The sequence below is a fragment of the Companilactobacillus mindensis DSM 14500 genome, from assembly GCF_001434275.1.
In the GTDB taxonomy this organism is placed as follows: domain Bacteria; phylum Bacillota; class Bacilli; order Lactobacillales; family Lactobacillaceae; genus Companilactobacillus; species Companilactobacillus mindensis.
On sequence record NZ_AZEZ01000001.1, the window covers coordinates 20,120 to 38,810 of the forward strand.

General features: G+C 39.3%; 19 protein-coding genes and 1 pseudogene. 3 read left to right on the top strand and 17 right to left on the bottom strand.

The window, feature by feature from the left end; genetic code table 11:
* Window positions 1-68 precede the first annotated feature (68 nt).
* Window positions 69-356: a GIY-YIG nuclease family protein gene (locus FD29_RS00090; RefSeq protein WP_057886951.1), complete on the bottom strand. Its 288-nt coding sequence runs from the start codon at window positions 354-356 to the stop codon at window positions 69-71.
* Window positions 346-1,074, bottom strand: coding sequence for a tRNA1(Val) (adenine(37)-N6)-methyltransferase (locus FD29_RS00095; RefSeq protein ID WP_057886952.1), 729 nt, complete (start codon window positions 1,072-1,074; stop codon window positions 346-348). The genes FD29_RS00090 and FD29_RS00095 overlap by 11 nt, the downstream gene beginning before the upstream one ends.
* 62 nt (window positions 1,075-1,136) lie before the next feature.
* On the opposite strand from FD29_RS00095, the gene FD29_RS00100 reads away from it, so the two are divergent.
* Window positions 1,137-1,766 carry a lysophospholipid acyltransferase family protein gene (locus FD29_RS00100; protein ID WP_057886953.1) on the top strand — a complete coding sequence of 210 codons (630 nt, stop codon included), beginning with the start codon at window positions 1,137-1,139 and terminating at the stop codon, window positions 1,764-1,766.
* A gap of 554 nt (window positions 1,767-2,320) precedes the next feature.
* On the opposite strand, the gene purD is transcribed toward FD29_RS00100, so the two are convergent.
* From purD to FD29_RS00165, 13 genes are all read right to left on the bottom strand, one after another.
* Entirely contained in the window at window positions 2,321-3,577 is a 1,257-nt protein-coding gene (purD, locus tag FD29_RS00105) for a phosphoribosylamine--glycine ligase (RefSeq protein ID WP_057886954.1), read from the bottom strand.
* Window positions 3,578-3,589: 12 nt separating this feature from the next.
* Window positions 3,590-5,131, bottom strand: a complete 1,542-nt coding sequence (purH, locus tag FD29_RS00110) for a bifunctional phosphoribosylaminoimidazolecarboxamide formyltransferase/IMP cyclohydrolase (protein ID WP_057886955.1) — start codon at window positions 5,129-5,131, stop codon at window positions 3,590-3,592.
* The gene (gene purN / locus FD29_RS00115) at window positions 5,128-5,712 is read right to left on the bottom strand and encodes a phosphoribosylglycinamide formyltransferase (protein WP_057886956.1); all 585 of its coding nucleotides are present in this window, start codon (window positions 5,710-5,712) and stop codon (window positions 5,128-5,130) included. The genes purH and purN overlap by 4 nt, the downstream gene beginning before the upstream one ends.
* Window positions 5,709-6,743 carry a phosphoribosylformylglycinamidine cyclo-ligase gene (gene purM, locus FD29_RS00120; protein WP_057886957.1) on the bottom strand — a complete coding sequence of 345 codons (1,035 nt, stop codon included), beginning with the start codon at window positions 6,741-6,743 and terminating at the stop codon, window positions 5,709-5,711. The genes purN and purM overlap by 4 nt, the downstream gene beginning before the upstream one ends.
* A gap of 11 nt (window positions 6,744-6,754) precedes the next feature.
* A complete protein-coding gene (gene purF / locus FD29_RS00125; RefSeq protein ID WP_057886958.1) occupies window positions 6,755-8,161 on the bottom strand; it encodes an amidophosphoribosyltransferase in 1,407 nt (468 codons plus the stop codon).
* Window positions 8,146-10,356, bottom strand: coding sequence for a phosphoribosylformylglycinamidine synthase subunit PurL (gene purL / locus FD29_RS00130; RefSeq protein ID WP_057886959.1), 2,211 nt, complete (start codon window positions 10,354-10,356; stop codon window positions 8,146-8,148). The genes purF and purL overlap by 16 nt, the downstream gene beginning before the upstream one ends.
* Window positions 10,356-11,030 (bottom strand): phosphoribosylformylglycinamidine synthase subunit PurQ, encoded by a 675-nt coding sequence (gene purQ, locus FD29_RS00135; RefSeq protein ID WP_057886960.1) that lies wholly within the window; start codon window positions 11,028-11,030, stop codon window positions 10,356-10,358. The genes purL and purQ overlap by 1 nt, the downstream gene beginning before the upstream one ends.
* Window positions 11,031-11,279, bottom strand: coding sequence for a phosphoribosylformylglycinamidine synthase subunit PurS (gene purS, locus FD29_RS00140; protein ID WP_057886961.1), 249 nt, complete (start codon window positions 11,277-11,279; stop codon window positions 11,031-11,033).
* 12 nt (window positions 11,280-11,291) lie between these two features.
* Entirely contained in the window at window positions 11,292-11,999 is a 708-nt protein-coding gene (purC, locus tag FD29_RS00145; RefSeq protein WP_057886962.1) for a phosphoribosylaminoimidazolesuccinocarboxamide synthase, read from the bottom strand.
* A 3-nt stretch (window positions 12,000-12,002) separates the two neighbouring features.
* The gene (purK, locus tag FD29_RS00150) at window positions 12,003-13,133 is read right to left on the bottom strand and encodes a 5-(carboxyamino)imidazole ribonucleotide synthase (protein ID WP_083477707.1); all 1,131 of its coding nucleotides are present in this window, start codon (window positions 13,131-13,133) and stop codon (window positions 12,003-12,005) included.
* Window positions 13,126-13,608, bottom strand: a complete 483-nt coding sequence (gene purE, locus FD29_RS00155; RefSeq protein ID WP_057886963.1) for a 5-(carboxyamino)imidazole ribonucleotide mutase — start codon at window positions 13,606-13,608, stop codon at window positions 13,126-13,128. Before purE ends, purK begins: the two co-directional genes overlap by 8 nt.
* Before the next feature lie 239 nt (window positions 13,609-13,847).
* Complete coding sequence (locus FD29_RS00160) at window positions 13,848-14,069, bottom strand: YneF family protein (protein ID WP_057886964.1); 222 nt, start codon at window positions 14,067-14,069, stop codon at window positions 13,848-13,850.
* Between the two features lie 61 nt (window positions 14,070-14,130).
* A complete protein-coding gene (locus FD29_RS00165) occupies window positions 14,131-14,373 on the bottom strand; it encodes a DUF896 domain-containing protein (RefSeq protein WP_057886965.1) in 243 nt (80 codons plus the stop codon).
* A 95-nt stretch (window positions 14,374-14,468) separates the two neighbouring features.
* On the opposite strand from FD29_RS00165, the gene lexA reads away from it, so the two are divergent.
* Entirely contained in the window at window positions 14,469-15,092 is a 624-nt protein-coding gene (gene lexA, locus FD29_RS00170) for a transcriptional repressor LexA (protein ID WP_057886966.1), read from the top strand.
* A gap of 252 nt (window positions 15,093-15,344) precedes the next feature.
* On the opposite strand, the gene FD29_RS00175 is transcribed toward lexA, so the two are convergent.
* Window positions 15,345-16,517 carry a 3-phosphoglycerate dehydrogenase family protein gene (locus FD29_RS00175; RefSeq protein ID WP_057886967.1) on the bottom strand — a complete coding sequence of 391 codons (1,173 nt, stop codon included), beginning with the start codon at window positions 16,515-16,517 and terminating at the stop codon, window positions 15,345-15,347.
* The gene (gene serC / locus FD29_RS00180; protein ID WP_057886968.1) at window positions 16,517-17,602 is read right to left on the bottom strand and encodes a 3-phosphoserine/phosphohydroxythreonine transaminase; all 1,086 of its coding nucleotides are present in this window, start codon (window positions 17,600-17,602) and stop codon (window positions 16,517-16,519) included. The genes FD29_RS00175 and serC overlap by 1 nt, the downstream gene beginning before the upstream one ends.
* Before the next feature lie 324 nt (window positions 17,603-17,926).
* On the opposite strand from serC, the pseudogene FD29_RS00185 reads away from it, so the two are divergent.
* Window positions 17,927-18,549: pseudogene (locus tag FD29_RS00185) on the top strand (histidine phosphatase family protein).
* Window positions 18,550-18,691: the final 142 nt, after the last annotated feature.

The following is an 18,691-nucleotide window of genomic DNA, read 5'->3' on the forward strand; positions in this document are numbered from 1 at the left end:
GTCATGCGCACCGTCAACCAAATCGTTAGGTGTGTGTATTCAATACAAGCAAATATTATAGTGGAAAATTATTTCAAAATCAAGTAGTCACGCCAATTTATTCCATGACTTTTGAGCAGTGCGATTTTTTGGGGACGGCTCAACTTCTTGATGGCAATCTCACGCTTTAAAGCCTGGGATTTATTTTCCAATTCTTCGGTATACATCAATTGCACTGGACGGCGAGTTTTCGTATACTTAGCACCCTTGCCCGCATTGTGGGTCGCAACTCTTTTTTGGACATCGTTGCTAGTACCAGTATAAAAAGTTTGGTCGTGGCAAAGCAACATATAAACGTAATATTTTTTATTTTCCATTGATTATTTTTGAAGCCTCTTTAGTCAGTTGATGATTTTGGTCATAGATCACCAAATCAGGTTCCACTTTTAGCGACGCCGTTTTAACTGTTTTAGTAACATCAAGCAATACCAAATTGGCGTCCTTAGTAGCAGTTGAGCGAACGAAGCGCATTCGTTTCGGTTGCAGACGTTGAGATGTCATTACACTGAGTAGTTCACTGAGTCTCTCAGGCCGATAGACGATAAAAGCGTGTGAATTTTCTTTGAGCAGCATTTTAATAGTAGAAAGAATATCGGTCAAATTAGTTTTCAACTCATGTCTAGCAATTGCTAACACTTGATTTTCTTTGATCGAAGTCTGTTCATCTAATTTAAAGTATGGTGGATTGCAGACGATAGTGTCGATCGTATCGTGATTTAAATACTGCTGAACGTTTTTCAGATCATCATTGATCAAATGGATTTGTTCCGTCAAATGATTGTCAACGATACTTTGTTGGGCTAAATCAGCTAATTCTTTTTGAATCTCAACTAGATAGATCTGGGCTTTAGTTTTAGCCGCTAATGACAAACCGATTGCCCCGTTACCAGCACATAAATCGACAACTTTTCCTTTTTTTACTGGTTTAGCAAAATTATAGAGTAAAATGGTATCTAGATTGAAAGAATAAAGTTTTTTGTCTTGATTGATGATTATGCCACTATTAGAAATAATATCTTGCGAATTAATCGACATGTTGCACCTACTTTATGGTATTTTAAATAAGTCAAAATTATTTTTGGGAGAATGATATTTTTATGTTTTATAAAGTTATTCGCGTTTTAGTAAGGGGATTGATATTTTTACTAAATGGCCACTTTGACGTTATTGGTAAAGAAAATCTCCCCGATAAACCTTATATTTTAGTAGCTCCACACAGAACTTGGTGGGAACCAATTTTCTTTGCCTTAGTAATTGCACCCCGCGATGCCACATTTATGGCTAAAAAAGAACTCTTCAAGAATCCAATTTTAAGATATATTTTAGTCCACGCCCACGCCTTTCCAGTTGATCGCAAGCACCCAGGCCCCTCAGCCATCAAGACACCGGTCAAAGCATTGAAAAAAGAAGGCCATGTTTTGATCATGTTCCCTTCTGGGACACGTTACTCTGAAAAATTAAAAGGTGGAGCCTCACTGATTGCTAAGCTTTCCAAAGCTCCCCTAGTACCCTTTGTCTACCAAGGACCATTGACCTTTGGCGGCTTGTTGCTACACAAAAAGATCACTATCGGTATTGGACCAGAGATCGACTTTGACTTCAAGGCCAAACTTGATGAAGCGCAGACAAAACAAGTCAATGATGATATGGAAAAAGCTTGGGATAAAATCGATCAGGAAATCGATCCCAGTTTTGAATATATTCCACCAGTTAAGAAACACAAGTAATAATTATATACTAAAAATAAAAATCTATACTTTATTATATATTTAAGGGCCCTACAAATGCTAACTTCATTGTTTGCATTTGTAGGGCCCTTTTTATGTTAGTTCATCCCCATGTTTATGGGGAGCACTGATAACTTGGTAACTTTTGATAATCTGGCCAGGAATCATCCCCCATGTATATGGGGAGCACTAATCTTGGCTTATTACACAACAATTGTAGACAGAATCATCCCCATGTTTATGGGGAGCACTATGAATAATGCACTTGATGAGTTAGCAACTGAGAATCATCCCCATGTTTATGGGGAGCACCACTAAAAGATGATTGATATACCGGCATTCTAAAATTAGAAAAGTCCGTATTTTTATCAAGTTAAAAGATTTGCAACCATCGATCTCTTAAAGAATAACCTTCTCTTTTCTCTCAAACAACCCCTAAAAAACTCTTTATTCAAAAATCAACCACTATTCATCAACTACCAAAAACAAACTATCCTAAGCACATAAAAAGAAGCTGAAAAATACCAACAAAGGAATTTTCCAACTTCTTTTTATTAAATTGAATTTTTACCGATATCACGTCGATAAAAGATATTAGTTTGATCCATCTGATCTAATTGTTCATAAATTATCTTTTGCGCTTCGACCAAAGTTTCCGCTTTCGTCTGCATCAAATAGAGACGACCGCCATTACTGTAAAGCTGATGGTCTTCTTTACGAACGGCTGCGTAATTTATTGGCAAAGGACAATTCTTGAATACTTCTTTAGCACCTAGACTGCCGTAAACTGGTTTCTCTGGATAGCCTTTACTGACAGCGAAGACGCCCAAATTCAAACCGGTATCGGACCAATCGATCTGAGAGATTTTCTTGTGATTCAACATCAACCAAAACATCTCCGACAAATCAGATTGCAAACGTGGCAAGACAACTTCCGTTTCCGGATCACCAAAACGAGCATTGAATTCAATCACTTTGATACCCGATTCAGTTAAAATCAAACCCGCGTAGACGACACCTGTGTATTTAATACCTTGATCATACATTTCTCTTACGAAAGGCTTGATGACAGTATCAATAGCGGTCTGTACAATTTCTGGGGAGATATTTTTGACTGGACAAACTGCACCCATGCCACCGGTATTAGGTCCCTTATCGCCCTCAAAAATCTTCTTATAATCTTGAGCAATCGGCATCGGATAAAAGCGTTTGTGGTCAACGAATGCCATCAGTGAAAATTCTTCACCCATTAAAAATTCTTCGATCACAACTTTACGCGTATTGAACTTGTGACCCTTTAATAGTTCAGTCACTTTCTCGATAGCTTTTTCTTGATCAGCAACGATGTAGACACCCTTTCCAGCTGCTAATCCATCAGCTTTGATGACCGTTGGAAAATCAACTTGAGTCTGCAAGTATGCTGTTGCTTTATCAAGTTCTGTAAACTCTTGGTATTTGGCAGTCGGAATGTTAGCATCGGCCATCAATTTCTTAGTAAACGACTTGGAGCCTTCGATTCTGGCTCCTTTTTTGGTTGGACCAAAAATCTTTAATTTTCGCTGTTTAAAAAAGTCTACAATCCCATTGACCAGTGGTTCTTCCGGACCAACGACCGTGTAGTCAACGTTATTAGTTTTTACAAAATTAGCCAAATGGTCAAAGTCATCCTCATCGATTGCAATTGTCTTGATGCCGGACAACTTCATCCCATCATTTCCGGGCGCACAGAAGACGACATTATCATTATTTTTCAACAATGCTTTACAGATAGCATCTTCCCTTGCGCCAGAACCAACGACAAGTATTTTCATTAAATGACCCCTCTAGTGTTTGAAGTGTCTTCTACCAGTGAAGACCATTGCGATACCGTGTTTGTTAGCCATATCGATCGAATCTTGATCCTTGATCGAACCACCTGGTTGAACGATAGCCGTGATACCGTGTTCAGCAGCATATTCAACACAGTCATCCATTGGGAAGAAAGCATCTGACGCCATGATAAGTGGTGCGTGTTCGTCGCCTTGTTCTTCTTGTTCGATGGCGATCTTCACTGAACCGATCCGATTCATTTGACCAGCACCGATTCCTAACGTCTTGTCAGTTGTCGTAATTACGATAGCATTACTCTTAACATGCTTGACTACTTGTTGACCGAATAATAAGGCTTTAGTTTCTTCAGCTGTTGGAGCTTTTTCAGTCACAACTTTAAATTCACTAGCTTGATCGACAGTTGTATCACGTTCTTGAACTAACAAGCCACCCATAACTGAAACATATTCGTGTTTTTCAGCATCTTTAGCTTTTGAAAAGTCGAGTGTCAATAGACGAATATTTTTCTTAGCTTCCAAAATTTCCAAAGCTTCAGCTGAGAAACTTGGAGCAATAACGATCTCCAAGAAAATCTTGTGCATTTCTTCAGCGATTTCTTTAGTAACTTCCCGGTTGACTGCAACGATACCACCAAAAATCGACATCGTATCAGCTGTATAAGCTTTTCTCCAAGCTTGGTAAATATCAGTATCATCGACACCAACACCACAAGGATTCATATGTTTCAAAGCAGCCACACAAGGTTGGTCAAAGTCAGAAACGATTCGTAAAGCCGCGTCAGCATCCTTGATATTGTTGAAGGACAATTCCTTACCATGCAATTGTTTAGCTGAAGCGATTGAATATTCAGTTGGCATAGCACTCTTATAAAAGGACGCCTTTTGATGTGAATTTTCACCGTAACGCAATTCTTGGTGGTAGTCGTATCCGAGTACTTCAATGTCAGGGAATTCATCGCCATTAAGGTCAGTCAAGTAGTGAGCAATGATACTGTCGTATTCAGCTGTGTGACGGAAAGCCTTAGCAGCTAAACGACGACGTAAAACGGTGTCATCTTCTTTAGAAATGATACTTTCCAAAACAGTTTCATAATCCGCCTTGTCGATCACCACGTAAACGCTCTTGAAGTTCTTTGAAGCCGAACGGATCATTGATGGACCACCGATATCGATTTGTTCGATTGCTTCGGCTGGTGTTACGCCATCTTTAGAGATTGTTTCTTTGAAAGGATAAAGATTGACACAAACTAGATCGATCGTATTGATGTTTAACTTTTCCAAAGTCTTCATGTGTTCTGGGTTATCACGTTTAGCCAATAGTCCTGCGTGAACTACTGGGTGCAATGTCTTTACACGACCATCAAGAATTTCAGGAAATTTAGTTATTTCATCGATTTCAGTAACTTTTACGCCATTTTCTTGCAACTTCTTGTAAGTACCACCAGTTGAGATGATTTCGTAATCGTTAGCGATCAAACCTTTCGCAAATTCAACGACGCCTGTCTTATCAGAAACACTAATCAAAGCTCTTTTCATTTTTTATCGACTCCATTATTTTTATTTAATAGATCAAGAATTACTTGACGGTACATTTGGTGCTCAGTCTGGTGAATCCGTTGAGCCAAACTGTCGACCGTATCGTTCTTTAAACGGACGACCTTGTTTTGCTTGATAATTGGACCCGTATCGACTCCTTCGTCGATGTAGTGGATCGTCACACCGGTAACTTCATCTCCAGATGCAAAAGCTCTTTCGATAGCTTCTAAACCGGAAAACTTGGGCAACAAAGAAGGATGAATATTGATGATCCGCTTAGGATATTTTCCCAACAATACTGGCGTTACGACTCGCATGTAGCCTGCTAGAAAAATATATTCAATCTTCAATGGTATTAGTTTTTCAATGATTGCTTGTTCGTACAAGCCCCGGTTAGGATAATCGCTCAACTTCACGACAAGTACTGGAATATGATATTTCTGAGCTCGTTGGATCACGTGAGCATCCGGTTGATCACAAACTAAAACTTCAATCTCTAAACCAGCATTTTTTAATTCATTCGACTTGGCAATTGCTTCAAAATTGCTGCCATTGCCGGAAGCAAAAATAGCTGCTCTCATAAATTATCTCCCTTCAAAATCAAGCTTTCTGACTCCTTAGGAATAACCTCGCCAATCGTATAAGCCAAAGTATCAAACTCATTCAAGAGTTCCAATACTTCAATTTCTTTGGATGGATCAACGGCAATCACCATCCCTAGACCCATATTGAAAATGTGATACATATCTGATAACTCTAAAGCACCGTACTTTTGCAAAATATTAAAGATCTTATTTTTAGGCCAAATGTCGACGTCGATTTTAGCCGCTAAATTATCGGGCAACATTCTAGGAATGTTCTCATAAAATCCACCACCGGTAATATGCGAGATACCTTCGATCAAGCGTTCATCCAACAGTGGCACAATATCTTGAACGTAGATCTTCGTAGGTGTCAGCAGCAATTCTCCCAAGGTCATCTCTGGTGCTTCTGGCAAGATGCTTTCGACATTTAAGTTGTGGTCTTGGAAAAAGATCTTGCGGACTAACGAATAGCCGTTGGAATGAATTCCACTGGACTTCAAACCGATCAACACATCGCCAGATTTGATATTTTCTTTTTTCAACAAGTCATCTTTTTCACAGATACCCACGGAAAAACCGGCAATATCGTAATCATTTTCTCCGTAAACTCCAGGCATTTCGGCTGTTTCGCCACCAATCAGATTAGCATTGGCTTGATTGCAGCCTTCGATGACCCCCTTTAAGATCTCTTCGATCTTGGCATCGATCTTACCGGTTGAAATATAATCGAGAAAATATTGTGGTATCGCACCTTGAGCCAAAATATCATTGACACACATGGCTACACAGTCGATTCCAATCGTATCCCATTTCTTAGCTTCATTGGTCAATAACAATTTGGTACCGACACCGTCATCGCTAGAAACTAAAACCGGATGCTTGTAACCTTCTGGTATTTCATAAACGCCACCAAAGTTTCCGATATTTTCGTTAGTATTACCATTCAAACGTGTATGCTGTTTGACAAATTTGGAGATTTTGTAACCCGACTCAACGTTGACGCCAGCATCTTGATAGGGATTAGACATCTTAGTCCTCCTTATTTTTTAGATTCATAATCGTAAAGGTAAGTTGGATAATCGCCATTGAAATACGACATATCCAAACCTGAATATGGTGCATCAGCGTCCAAGCCAATAGCATCGATCAAACCATCTTCACTCAAGAACTTCAAAGAGTCTGAGCCAAACATTTGATTCATTTCTTCAATGCTCTTGTGTGCAGCGATCAACTCGCTTTTTTCTTGAATATCGATTCCATAAAAACATGGGTGCATGAATCTTGGTGAAGCAATTCGCAAGTGAACTTCTGTCGCTCCAGCATCTTTTAACAACTGCACGATATAAGCACAAGTCGTTCCTCTAACGATTGAATCGTCAACTAAAATTACGCGTTTGCCACGTACGACTCCTTTGACCGCGGCCAATTTTTGACGAACGCTCTTTTCACGCAATTCCTTAGTTGGTTGAATGAATTCACGTCCCATATATTGGTTCTTGATCAAGCCCATTTCGTATGGCAATCCACTAGCTTCGGCATAACCACTAGCTGCTGAAAGTGACGAATTAGGTACACCAACGACGATATCTCCTGGGGCGGGCGATTCTTTAGCTAGATTGGCACCCATGCGCTTACGAGCGGAGTGAACATTGATGCCTAAAATATCTGAATCCGGACGAGCAAAGTAGATGAATTCCATTGAACAGATAGCTAATTTTGTCTTAGTTGTCCAGTGGTCGATCTCCATACCCTTATCCGAAATCGTGATCAGTTCACCAGGTTGAACGTTTCGTACCAAAGTAGCCCCGACCGCATCCAAAGCACAAGTCTCACTGGCAACAACGTAGCCACCATTGTCGAGTTTTCCAATCGATAGTGGTCTGAAACCATGTGAATCCAATGCCACGATCAAAGCATCTTTAGTTAAAAGCAAATATGCAAAACCACCTTGGATCTTGTTAAGCGATTCAATGATTTTTTCGTGCAATGATCTAACTTTAGACTGTCTGATCAAATGAACTAAAACTTCAGAATCAGAACTAGATTTAAAGATATGACCTTGATCTTCCAATTCTTTTTTCAAAGTCGTCGCATTGGTCAAATTTCCGTTGTGGGCCAAAGCAATTTGACTGTCAGTAAAGTCAAATAACAATGGTTGAACATTTTCGATCTTGTTTTCACCAGCAGTCGAATATCGTACATGTCCGATAGCTGAGTCGCCAGTCAAACCGTTTAAATATTCAGGTTTGGAAAATACTTGCGTCAACAATCCCAAATTACGATAAATACGCAATTTTTTTCGGTCATTTGTGACGATTCCGGCACCTTCTTGACCACGGTGCTGTAAACTGTGCAATCCCAAATAAGTTAAATAATTGGCATTCTCTGCACCCCAAACACCGAAAACTCCACATTCTTCATTTAAACTTTTTACTTCATTAAACACGCAATCGCCTCTTTCCACTTAGTTGCTGCTTGTTTTCCATCGATAGAAACTTTTTCATCACGAGTTGTTACTTTGAAATTAGGATCAGTTGTTACACGACCTAAGAGTTCATATGAACCGGCGGCTAAAGTTTCAAATTTGGCTTGATCCTTTTGGGAAACCGTCACTAAGAAACGCGATTGAGTCTCAGAAAACATTTGAACTGAAGTCAAGTCAGTTTTGATATCGATACCTAAACTGTTTTCAAAAGCTGATTCAGACAAGGCCACGGCTAAACCACCTTCGGAAAGATCATGGCAACTCTTGAGCAGTTTTTGTTGAATGGCCGTTCTTACAAGCGCTTGGTGAGCTTTTTCCATTTGAAGATCCAATGGTCGCAAGTCACCTTTGATAGTATTTTCCTGTTGCATTTGTATTTCAGAACCATTGAAATCATCTTGTGTTTGACCGATCACATAGATCAAGTCGCCTGAGTCTTTGAAGGCAATAGTCGTTAAATTATCAATATCATCGATCAAACCGACCATCCCCACCATCGGACTTGGATAAATAGCAGTTTCGTTGTATTCGTTGTAAAGCGAAACATTCCCGGAAATCACTGGTGTTTCAATCATTTCACAAGCACTAGCAATTCCTTCGACACTCTTGTCCAATTCATAAAAGGCTTCTGGATCTTCAGGATTGCCAAAGTTCAAACAATCAGTGATTCCAATTGGTTCACCACCAGTCGCAACGATATTTCTCGCTGCTTCCATAACTGTGATCTGACCACCGACGAAAGGATTGAGATAGACATATTTGGAGTTGCTGTCGTTAGTCATGGCTAAAGCTTTTTTAGTACCACGAATCCTAACCACCCCAGCGTCGCCACCAGGACGGATCAAAGTATTAGTTTTGACCTGTGAATCATACGTTTGATAGAAGTATTTTTTGCTGGCGATGTTAGGCCGTTGCAACATATCCAACCAAGTTTTTGCTAAAGAAGTTACGACTGGTTCAAAGTGATAATCTTTGTCAGCTAACATACGCTTAGGTTGAACTTCTTTTCGGTCATATTCAGGCACGTCTTCGGTCAAACTGTCGACTGGAATATCGGTAACTAATTGACCTTGGTGATAAATTTTGTACTGACCATCAGTCGTTACATGACCGATCACAACTGCATCTAGTTCATAATGCTTGAAGAAATCTAGAACTTGCGTTTCATACTCTGGTTTGATACAAAGGACCATGCGTTCTTGCGATTCAGAAAGCATCATTTCGTAAGCACTCATTTTGGTTTCGCGTTGAGGAACTTGATCCAAGTTCAAAACTAGACCACTACCAGCTTTTGAAGCCATTTCAGCTGTTGAAGAAACTAATCCAGCAGCCCCCATATCTTGAATTCCCAACACCCAATCGGAGTGTTTTTCAATAATTTCCACACAAGCATCCATCAACAGCTTTTCAATGAAGGGATTCCCTACTTGAACAGCTGAACGTTGCTTGTTTTTAGTATCGGTAAATTCATCTGATGCAAATGTTGCACCGTGGATTCCGTCACGACCAGTTTTGGCACCAACGTAAACGATCAAACTGTTGTTACCACTAGCAGTACCATGCTTGAAGTCAGTGTTATTCAACAAACCGACGCACATCGCATTGACTAATGGATTGTGTTCGTAGCAATCTTCAAACGAAACTTCACCACCAACAGTTGGCAATCCGATACAGTTACCATAACCGCCGATTCCTGCAACGACTTCGTTGACTAAATGCTTAGTCTTACCATTGTTCAAAGGTCCAAATTTCAAACTGTCCAACAAAGCGATCGGCGTGGCACCCATTGAGAAAATATCTCTAATAATTCCACCAACACCAGTAGCAGCACCTTGATAAGGTTCCACTGCTGATGGATGATTGTGACTTTCAGCTTTAAAAACGACTGCTTGATTGTCACCAATATCCAAGATTCCTGCATCTTCACCAGGACCAGCCAAAACACGAGGACTCTTGTTGGGCATCTTGCGAAGGACTTTTTTAGAATTTTTATAGGAACAATGTTCACTCCACATCACTGAATAAAGACCTGTTTCAGTGTAATTGGGTAAACGATTTAAGATTTTCTCACTGATCAAGTCGTATTCTTCTTCAGTAAGTCCCCATTGTTGATATAACTTTTCAATTTTGATTTGTTCAGCAGTTGGTTCAGTCATTAATTATTCACCCTTACTTGTTCATTGATTATTGATTGGAATAACTTCAAGCCATCGGCAGAACCGAGGATATCTTCAATGGCACGTTCCGGATGAGGCATCATCCCTAAGACGTTACCTTTTTTGTTAGTAACGCCGGCAATTTGGTCGACGCTACCGTTGATATTGTCGTTGTATTTGAAAATAATTTGATTATTGTCAGTAATTTCTTTCAATGTCTTTTCGTCACAGTAGTAACGGCCTTCACCGTGAGCGACTGGAATTCTGATCGTTTCGTCTTTTTGATATTGATTTGTAAAGGCTATTTGATTATTAATGACCGTCAAATCAGTAATGTCACAGACAAAACGACTCTTTTCATTTCGAATCAATGCCCCCGGCAACAAGTTCAATTCTGTCAAAATTTGAAAGCCATTGCAGACACCGAAGACGATTTTTCCTTCAGCAGCGAAACGGATGATTTCTTTAACGATTGGTGCATGAACAGCGATTGCACCGCTACGAAGGTAGTCGCCATAGGAAAAGCCACCAGGAACCATTACGGCATCAAATCCAGCTAGACTTTTTTCACGGTAATCAACCAACTGAACGTTCTCATTGATGCCGTCTTTTATGGCATAGAATAAGTCCATATCACAGTTGGAACCAGGAAAATTTATTACGGCAAATTTCATTTATTCTGCCTCCGCTATTTCATAACGATAAGTCTCAATATTAGGATTAGCCAAAAGATCGTCACAGATCGTATCAACGTCTTTTTCTAATTCGGCGTAATCATCAGGGAAACTCAATTCAAAATATTTACCCATGTGAACATCGGAAACTTTGTCATAGCCCATCGTATTGATAGCTGATTTGATGGCTTCACCTTGGGCATCCAAAACTGATTTCTTTAATGTGACATATACTTTAACTAATTTCATAATTCTCTCCTATTATTTGGTTGTTAGTCGTTGCAAGACTTCGTGGTATGTTTCAACTAAATCGCCTTCGTGCTTTCTGAAGACATCTTTGTCCATTGAATGATGGCTAGTCTTATCCCAAAGCCGACAATTATCAGGGGAAAATTCATCGACCAAGATGATCTCACCGTTGTACTTACCAAATTCAAGTTTAAAGTCGACTAAATCAAAGTCGCTTTGTGCAAAGAATGGCACTAACAGATCATTGACCTTCAAAGTCATTTCTTTGATATATTCAAGTTCTTTTTTATCGGCAATTCCTAAAGCGTGGATCTGTGACTCATTGATAAAGGGATCGTCCAAGGCATCGCTCTTGTAATAAAATTCAATAATTGGCTCAGCTAATTTTTGACCAGCTTCCACGTGGAATTTTTTGACCAAACTGCCTGAAGTAATATTTCTTAAAACAACTTCCAAAGGGAAAACATCAGTCTTTTTAACCAATTGTTCGTGATCAGAAATGTTTTTTACTAAGTGAGTCTTGATGCCATTTTGGATCAAATAGTCAAATACCACTTGTGAGATACGGCAATCCAATACTCCTTTACCAGGCAAATGTTCTTTCTTTTTGCCATTTAAGGCGGTTGCTTGATCCTTATAAACGATCAAAACTTCATCTTCGTTATCGGCTTGGTAGACATTTTTAGCCTTACCGGTATAAAGCAATTTATCTTCTGTCATAATTTACACGTCCCAAATTGAATTATTTTCGATAGCTTGTTTCGTTCCTTCAAGATCATCGCTCAAGATCGTAATGTGTCCCATCTTGCGATTTTGTTTGACAACATCCTTGCCGTAATCGTGAAAATGCCATTCTGGATGTTTTACAAGTTGTTCCTTGGCTTTTTCCAAATGTTGCCCTAAAAGATTGACCATTGCAGCTGGCTGTAAAAGCTTTATCTTAGGCATTGCTAGGTTGCAGACGCCGCGAATATGGGCATCGAACTGTGAGATATTGCAGACTTCGATCGTCAAGTGACCGGAGTTGTGTGGTCTGGGAGCAATCTCGTTGACAAAAACTTCGTTCTTATCTGAAATAAAGAATTCGATACACATCGTTCCCACTAATTCCAAATTCTTAGCTAAAGTTTCGCCAACTTGATAAATATGTTGCTCTGATTGTGGGTCGATTGCTGCAGGACAAGTACTCAAATGTAAAATATTGTGACGATGAACGTTTTCAATTACTGGAAAGATCGAAGTTTCATGATTGCTATTAGCCGCAACGACCACTGATACTTCCTTTTGTAAATTGATTTTCTTTTCCAACATGCAAGGACCTTGCATTAATAATTTTTCGATATCGGCGTAACAAACATTTTCAGGATCATCGATCAAAATTTGTCCCTTGCCATCGTAGCCACCGCGGATAGTCTTCAAAATCACTGGTGCGCCTAATTTTTCAACGCCACGATGATATTCAAAAATATTTTCGATAACTACGTGCGGAACCGTTTTGAAGCCATTAGCTTCGATGAAATCTTTTTCAGAGATTCGATTCTGTGTTACTTGCAATGCTTTAGTTCCCTGAGGGACTTGCGTGTATTTTTTTACTTCATTTATTGTGGCCGCATCGACATTTTCAAATTCATACGTCAACACATCGCATTCTTTAGCCAACTCGATCAACTTAGCTAAATCATCATATTTAGCTACGATTTGACCGTCAGAAACTTGCGCTGCGGGGCAATTTGCTTGTGGATCGAGAATAATTACTTTATAACCCATCTCTTTGGCGGAAAAGGACATCATCTGACCTAATTGGCCACCACCGATAATGCCGATCGTTTTTCCCGGTAATAACGTCTTATCCAAGTTTCTTCCCACTTTCTAACGAGTTATCGTGCATCGCTTGTACATAATCATTTAAGTTCTTTTGGTAGGCTTCATTATTTAAAGCACAGATCTTAGTGGCTAGAATCGCCGCATTTTTGGCTCCAGCTTCACCGATCGAAACCGTTGCTACTGGTACCCCTGCAGGCATTTGCACGATTGACAACAGTGAGTCGATTCCTTTGAGGTATCTGGATGGCACTGGAACTCCAATGACTGGCAACGAAGTTGATGAAGCAATCATCCCTGGCAAATGGGCTGCTCCCCCGGCACCAGCAATGATCACCTTGAATTCATTCTTGGCTTCTCTGGCAAAATCCAACATTTCCTGAGGAGTTCGGTGCGCTGAAATCACTTTAACTTCAAAACTGACTTGAAGTTCTTGCAAAACATCAACGGTATTTTGCATGACTTTCAAATCGGAGATTGATCCCATAACTACTGCTACATCACTCATTAATATTTCCACCTTTCCTGCTTTGGTACCCAAAGTTTATCAAGTTATGAAAATTCTTTCAATGATAAATACGTATTTTATACAATTATTTTCTTTAATCATTCGTATTTAACGTTTACATTTTGTATTTTATAGCTTTTAAAATAATAATTGTTCGTAATATGTTCTATAATTGATTTTTTAGATAAAAAAATAAGCATTATGTATATAAAAATATACATAACGCTTAAATGTCATAGCTATTTGTTGTTCTTTTGTGCATTTTTCATTGTGGCCATCAATTGGTTAAGCTTCTTTTGTGAAGGTTTTTGTCCCATTTGAGCCATCATTTGTTTCATCATATCCGCACTGATTGGTGGATTGTCTTGGAAGTACTTCTTCATATACCATCTTGCAATGAAGAATCCGCCAACTAAACCGACTAACAAGGCTAAGATACCGACGATGATTGTTGTTCCCATAAATGTTTCACCCTTTCCATACATCTATTAATATTACAAAAAAATCGGATCAAATGAAAGTCTAATCGTCACGTAATCCTTTTTTACGTTGAATTTCTCGAACTTTTTCAGGTGTAACTTCATTTCCCTTTTTATCATAGATCTGCATCATTTCGATTTGTGATCTAAAGCTTTCGCGGAAATTCTTCAAGTACTCTTTACGAAGTTGGGCTTGTTGATCCTCTTCTTCTTTGGTGATCGTACCTGCCTTAGCTTTATGAGCTAATTCGTTGATTCTTTTGAGCAATTTTTCTTGTTCGTTCATAGTTTACCATTCTCCCCATACAATCGAACACTTGTTTGAACTTGTATTCATTTTTTGATACAATCTATTTAAGATATTAACAATGAGGTGTTCTAATGTCAAAAGCTGAAGGCTCTAAACAGTCACAAATTTTACAATGTATTTATGATTATTTAGATGAACATGGATATCCACCTACGGTCAGAGAAATCTGTGAAGTTGTCGATTTATCTTCAACTTCAACGGTCCATGGTCATTTATCTCGTCTTGAGAAAAAAGGATTTATCCAACGTGACCCTACAAAACCTCGAGCAATCGAGTTAACTGGTGCAGGGCTTAATTCTATCGGTATTAAATCAAAACAAATTCCTATTTTAGGTGCTGTGGCCGCTGGTCAACCAATCACAGCTGAAAGAAATCCCGATGGATATTTTCCAATTCCACCTGATCTCAATCGTGAATCCGGTGAATTATTCATGTTGGAGATTCACGGCGAAAGTATGATCAATGCTGGGATCTATGATGGCGACCACGTCATCGTCCATGAACAGAATTCAGCTAACAATGGTGAGATCATCATTGCTATGACTGAAGATATTGAGGCAACATGTAAGAGATTCTACAAAGAAAATGGACATTACCGCCTACAACCTGAAAATGACACGATGGATCCAATTATCCTTGATAATGTTGAAATACTTGGCAAGGTCGTTGGTTTATATCGTTCACAAATTTTCTAAAAACAACATATTAAACTAAAAAAATCTCAGATTCTGTATTTTGGAATCTGAGTTTTTTTGCGTTCAACTGGATTAATTCGGAAGATTAGGCAAGTGCTCAAAACCTAACCGGCTTGCTCCACTCTTTATCCAAAACGAGTTACCCTAGCCAGTTTCCTGTGCCTTGCTACATCTTCCAAATCACTCGCAATACCGGCGAGCAATCCGGAAGATTAGGCAAGTGTTCAAAACCTTGCCGGCCTGGTCCACTCTCTATCCTTGATGTTTGATCACACGAGCACGATAAACTTCGGCAATGTCATTCAAAGTTGAAATTAGTTCGTCTTCATTATTCTGATTTAAGCTGTCACTGTCAATAATCGTATAAGCGACTTTATCCTTAGCGGCATTAGCCATGTTTTCGATATTGATATTGCGGTTAGCTAATTGCGTACTGATCTGACCGACCATATTGGGAACGTTTTGGTGAATTACTGTAATTCGATAGGCCGTTTCAAAACCAACTTGCATATTAGGCAAATTCACGCAGTTGGTTGTATCGCCATTTTCCAAATAATTCATAACTGTATTAGCTCCTTGGACTGCCCCATTGGATTCTGCTTCCAAAGTTGACCCCCCGATATGGGGCGTAATGGTTATCTTATCAGAATCGGCAATCACTGGTTCGCCAAAATCAGTACAATAATGATTGATCTTTTCGGTTCTTATGGCTTTAACAACTGCACGGTTATCAACGATACCGATACGAGAATAATTAAACAGCGTAACGCCAGCTTTCATGTCAGCAATCTCTTTGGTGCCGATCAAACCAATTGTTCCGTCATTCTTTGGCACATGAACGGTAACGAAATCAGCCGTACGAACAGCTTTTTTGATCGAATCGACTCGCTTGACCCGATTGTTGATCCGCCAAGCCGCATTGGCTGATAGATATGGATCATAACCAATTACTTTCATTCCCAAAGCTAAAGCGGCATTAGCAACCATTGAGCCAACATTGCCCAAGCCGATAACCGCTAAACGTTTGCCAGCTAATTCAGTTCCATTGAATTTAGTCTTATCCTTTTCAGTCCGTTGGGAAACATCAGCTTCTGTATGCTCGTTTGAATAATTGTTAGCCGCAAATAAATTTCTAGCAGTGGCGACCATTAGAGAAATCACTAATTCTTTAACAGCATTGGCATTGCTGCCAGGTGTGTTGAAAACGGCGATGCCTTGTTGAGTAGCTTTGTCGACTGGTACATTATTTACACCTGCACCAGCTCGTACGATTGTCTTGAGGTTTTGAGGAAATTCTGCTTCAAGGAGATTGACCGAACGAATCAAGTAAGCATCCGGATCGTCAGTCTGGTTGATCTCAAAATCATTCGTGAAAGTATCCAATCCGCTTTGAGCAATGGCATTAAAAGTTTTTACATCATACATTAGTGTGTCCCCCTGTAATCTTTTTCAAATTTATTTAGAAAATCAACTAACTTCTCGACCCCTTCATAAGGCATCGCATTGTATAAACTAGCCCGCATTCCACCGACCAAACGGTGGCCTTTGATATTTACCAAACCATTGTCAGCTGCTTGAGCAATCAATTTAGCATCCACTTCTGGTAATCCTGTCACGAATGGAACATTGGTCAAAGAGCGGTCTTGTTTGGCAACCGGAGCGATAAATAATTCAGAATTATCTAAGAAGTCATATAACAAACCAGATTTTTGTAAGTTACGACGTTGCATTTCCGCTACGCCCCCTTGTTCTTTCAACCATTTCAAAACTAATCCGGCAGTGTATATTGCAAATACGGGTGGCGTGTTGAACATCGAATTCTTTTTGGCAAACAAGTCGTAGTCGACCATACTTGGTAAATTTTTAACTTGGCCGATCAAGTCATTTCTAACGATCACCAACGTTAACCCCGCGATGCCCAAATTTTTCTGAGCTCCAGCCATCACTAAACCGAACTTTTTCATATCATAAACTTGGCCTAAGAAATTAGATGACATATCGCCGACTAATTCAGTTCCCTTAGTCTCCGGCAATTTGGAATACGCTGTCCCTTCGATCGTATTGTTAGTCGTGATATGCAAATAATCATACTTGTTCTGTGGGAGATCCTTTAGAACTGGTAATTCCGTATAATTTTTTTCTGCAGTTGAAGCCAAGACATCGACTTTAACATCGACCAACTGAGCTTCTGCTTGTGCCCTTTTAGCCCAGTGACCACTATCCAGTAGAGCAATTCGATGATATTTATTAGCCAGATTCAATGGGGCAGCACTGAACTGCAATGTGCAGCCGCCTTGAAAAAATAAAATTTGATAATTATCAGGTAATTGCAAAAGTTCACGCAGATCAATTGCTGCATCGTCAATGATCTTATCAAAGAGTGCTGAACGATGGGATATTTCCATCACGCTCATACCAGAATTATTGTATGAAGGTAGATCTGCCTTGATTTGTTGGATCACTTTAGCTGGCATTGTAGCTGGACCGGCTGAAAAATTATAAATAGTCATAAAATTCACTCCTTATAAAATTGGTTAAAAAAAGTCTTCACAGATAAAATTGCCTGTGAGGACACGAAATTTTTTAGATTAGAAACCTCACAGATATCAATGTCTATCTATACATGAGGTTTATTGTAATGGTTAATAAGCCTACATGTGATTACGTGTAGACTTGGAGGAGACTGTAAGGTTTAATTGTTTTTTAGCATTTTTCATATTAAAGAACCTCCAATTAACTTAAAATTACTTTAACATTATTTTAATAATTGTCAATACTCAATTATTAATCTATCATGTTTATAATGACTTCAAGAAATTCTTTAAGGAGAAAATATGACTGAATTTTACTTCATCCGCCACGGCCAAACTAAGGCCAATGTCCTAAAAATGAAACAAGGTACGATCAATACCGAAATAACTTATCTCAACGAAAATGGTCAAAAACAAGCGCAGAATTTAGCCGACCACTTTGACATCAGCTTTGCCGACCAGATCATCTGCAGTCCTTTGAATCGAACTAAACAGACAACTGAAATTCTGAATCAAGTTGCTAAACTGCCGGTCACCTATGACAAACGACTACTTGAGATCTCTTATGGTGAATGGGATGGTCAAAAAAACGCTGACTTGCGAAAATTGCACCCTGACGCTTACAACGATTATCTCAATGATATGTCTTACCCCTCTATGTTAAATACGCTCCCCACGGTGAAAAATTTGCCGATGTCATTGATCGAGTACATGACTTCATGATCTCAACGACTGAAAAGTTCCCTAACGACAAAATCATCTGTGTTACCCATGGTTTCACCGTCAAGGCAGCCGCTTTGGATGTTTTACAGCCCAAAGACGTCATGAGTTTACCCGAACCACGTAACACTAGCATCACTAAGATCATCGCTCTACCGAAAAGCAATGAATTCTACTTGGATTATTACAATCAATTACCTTACTAAGAGTAGGACAAAACACGATCAATTTTAAACGCTAACGTAAAGTCGCCTCTGATTCAAAATATTAAATCAGGGGCGACTTTTTTTATTGGGGCGAATTTACAATTGAAATGCAACACAAAGTAAAAAAATAAACCCATACCGG

Excerpts from the sequence above, each read along its gene's own strand:
- FD29_RS00090 (WP_057886951.1), bottom strand. The coding sequence starts at position 356 with ATGGAAAATAAAAAATATTACGTTTATATGTTGCTTTGCCACGACCAA.
- FD29_RS00095 (WP_057886952.1), bottom strand. The coding sequence starts at position 1,074 with ATGTCGATTAATTCGCAAGATATTATTTCTAATAGTGGCATAATCATC.
- FD29_RS00100 (WP_057886953.1), top strand. The coding sequence starts at position 1,137 with ATGTTTTATAAAGTTATTCGCGTTTTAGTAAGGGGATTGATATTTTTA.
- purD (WP_057886954.1), bottom strand. The coding sequence starts at position 3,577 with ATGAAAATACTTGTCGTTGGTTCTGGCGCAAGGGAAGATGCTATCTGT.
- purH (WP_057886955.1), bottom strand. The coding sequence starts at position 5,131 with ATGAAAAGAGCTTTGATTAGTGTTTCTGATAAGACAGGCGTCGTTGAA.
- purN (WP_057886956.1), bottom strand. The coding sequence starts at position 5,712 with ATGAGAGCAGCTATTTTTGCTTCCGGCAATGGCAGCAATTTTGAAGCA.
- purM (WP_057886957.1), bottom strand. The coding sequence starts at position 6,743 with ATGTCTAATCCCTATCAAGATGCTGGCGTCAACGTTGAGTCGGGTTAC.
- purL (WP_057886959.1), bottom strand. The coding sequence starts at position 10,356 with ATGACTGAACCAACTGCTGAACAAATCAAAATTGAAAAGTTATATCAA.
- purQ (WP_057886960.1), bottom strand. The coding sequence starts at position 11,030 with ATGAAATTTGCCGTAATAAATTTTCCTGGTTCCAACTGTGATATGGAC.
- purS (WP_057886961.1), bottom strand. The coding sequence starts at position 11,279 with ATGAAATTAGTTAAAGTATATGTCACATTAAAGAAATCAGTTTTGGAT.
- purC (WP_057886962.1), bottom strand. The coding sequence starts at position 11,999 with ATGACAGAAGATAAATTGCTTTATACCGGTAAGGCTAAAAATGTCTAC.
- purE (WP_057886963.1), bottom strand. The coding sequence starts at position 13,608 with ATGAGTGATGTAGCAGTAGTTATGGGATCAATCTCCGATTTGAAAGTC.
- FD29_RS00160 (WP_057886964.1), bottom strand. The coding sequence starts at position 14,069 with ATGGGAACAACAATCATCGTCGGTATCTTAGCCTTGTTAGTCGGTTTA.
- FD29_RS00165 (WP_057886965.1), bottom strand. The coding sequence starts at position 14,373 with ATGAACGAACAAGAAAAATTGCTCAAAAGAATCAACGAATTAGCTCAT.
- lexA (WP_057886966.1), top strand. The coding sequence starts at position 14,469 with ATGTCAAAAGCTGAAGGCTCTAAACAGTCACAAATTTTACAATGTATT.
- FD29_RS00175 (WP_057886967.1), bottom strand. The coding sequence starts at position 16,517 with ATGTATGATGTAAAAACTTTTAATGCCATTGCTCAAAGCGGATTGGAT.
- serC (WP_057886968.1), bottom strand. The coding sequence starts at position 17,602 with ATGACTATTTATAATTTTTCAGCCGGTCCAGCTACAATGCCAGCTAAA.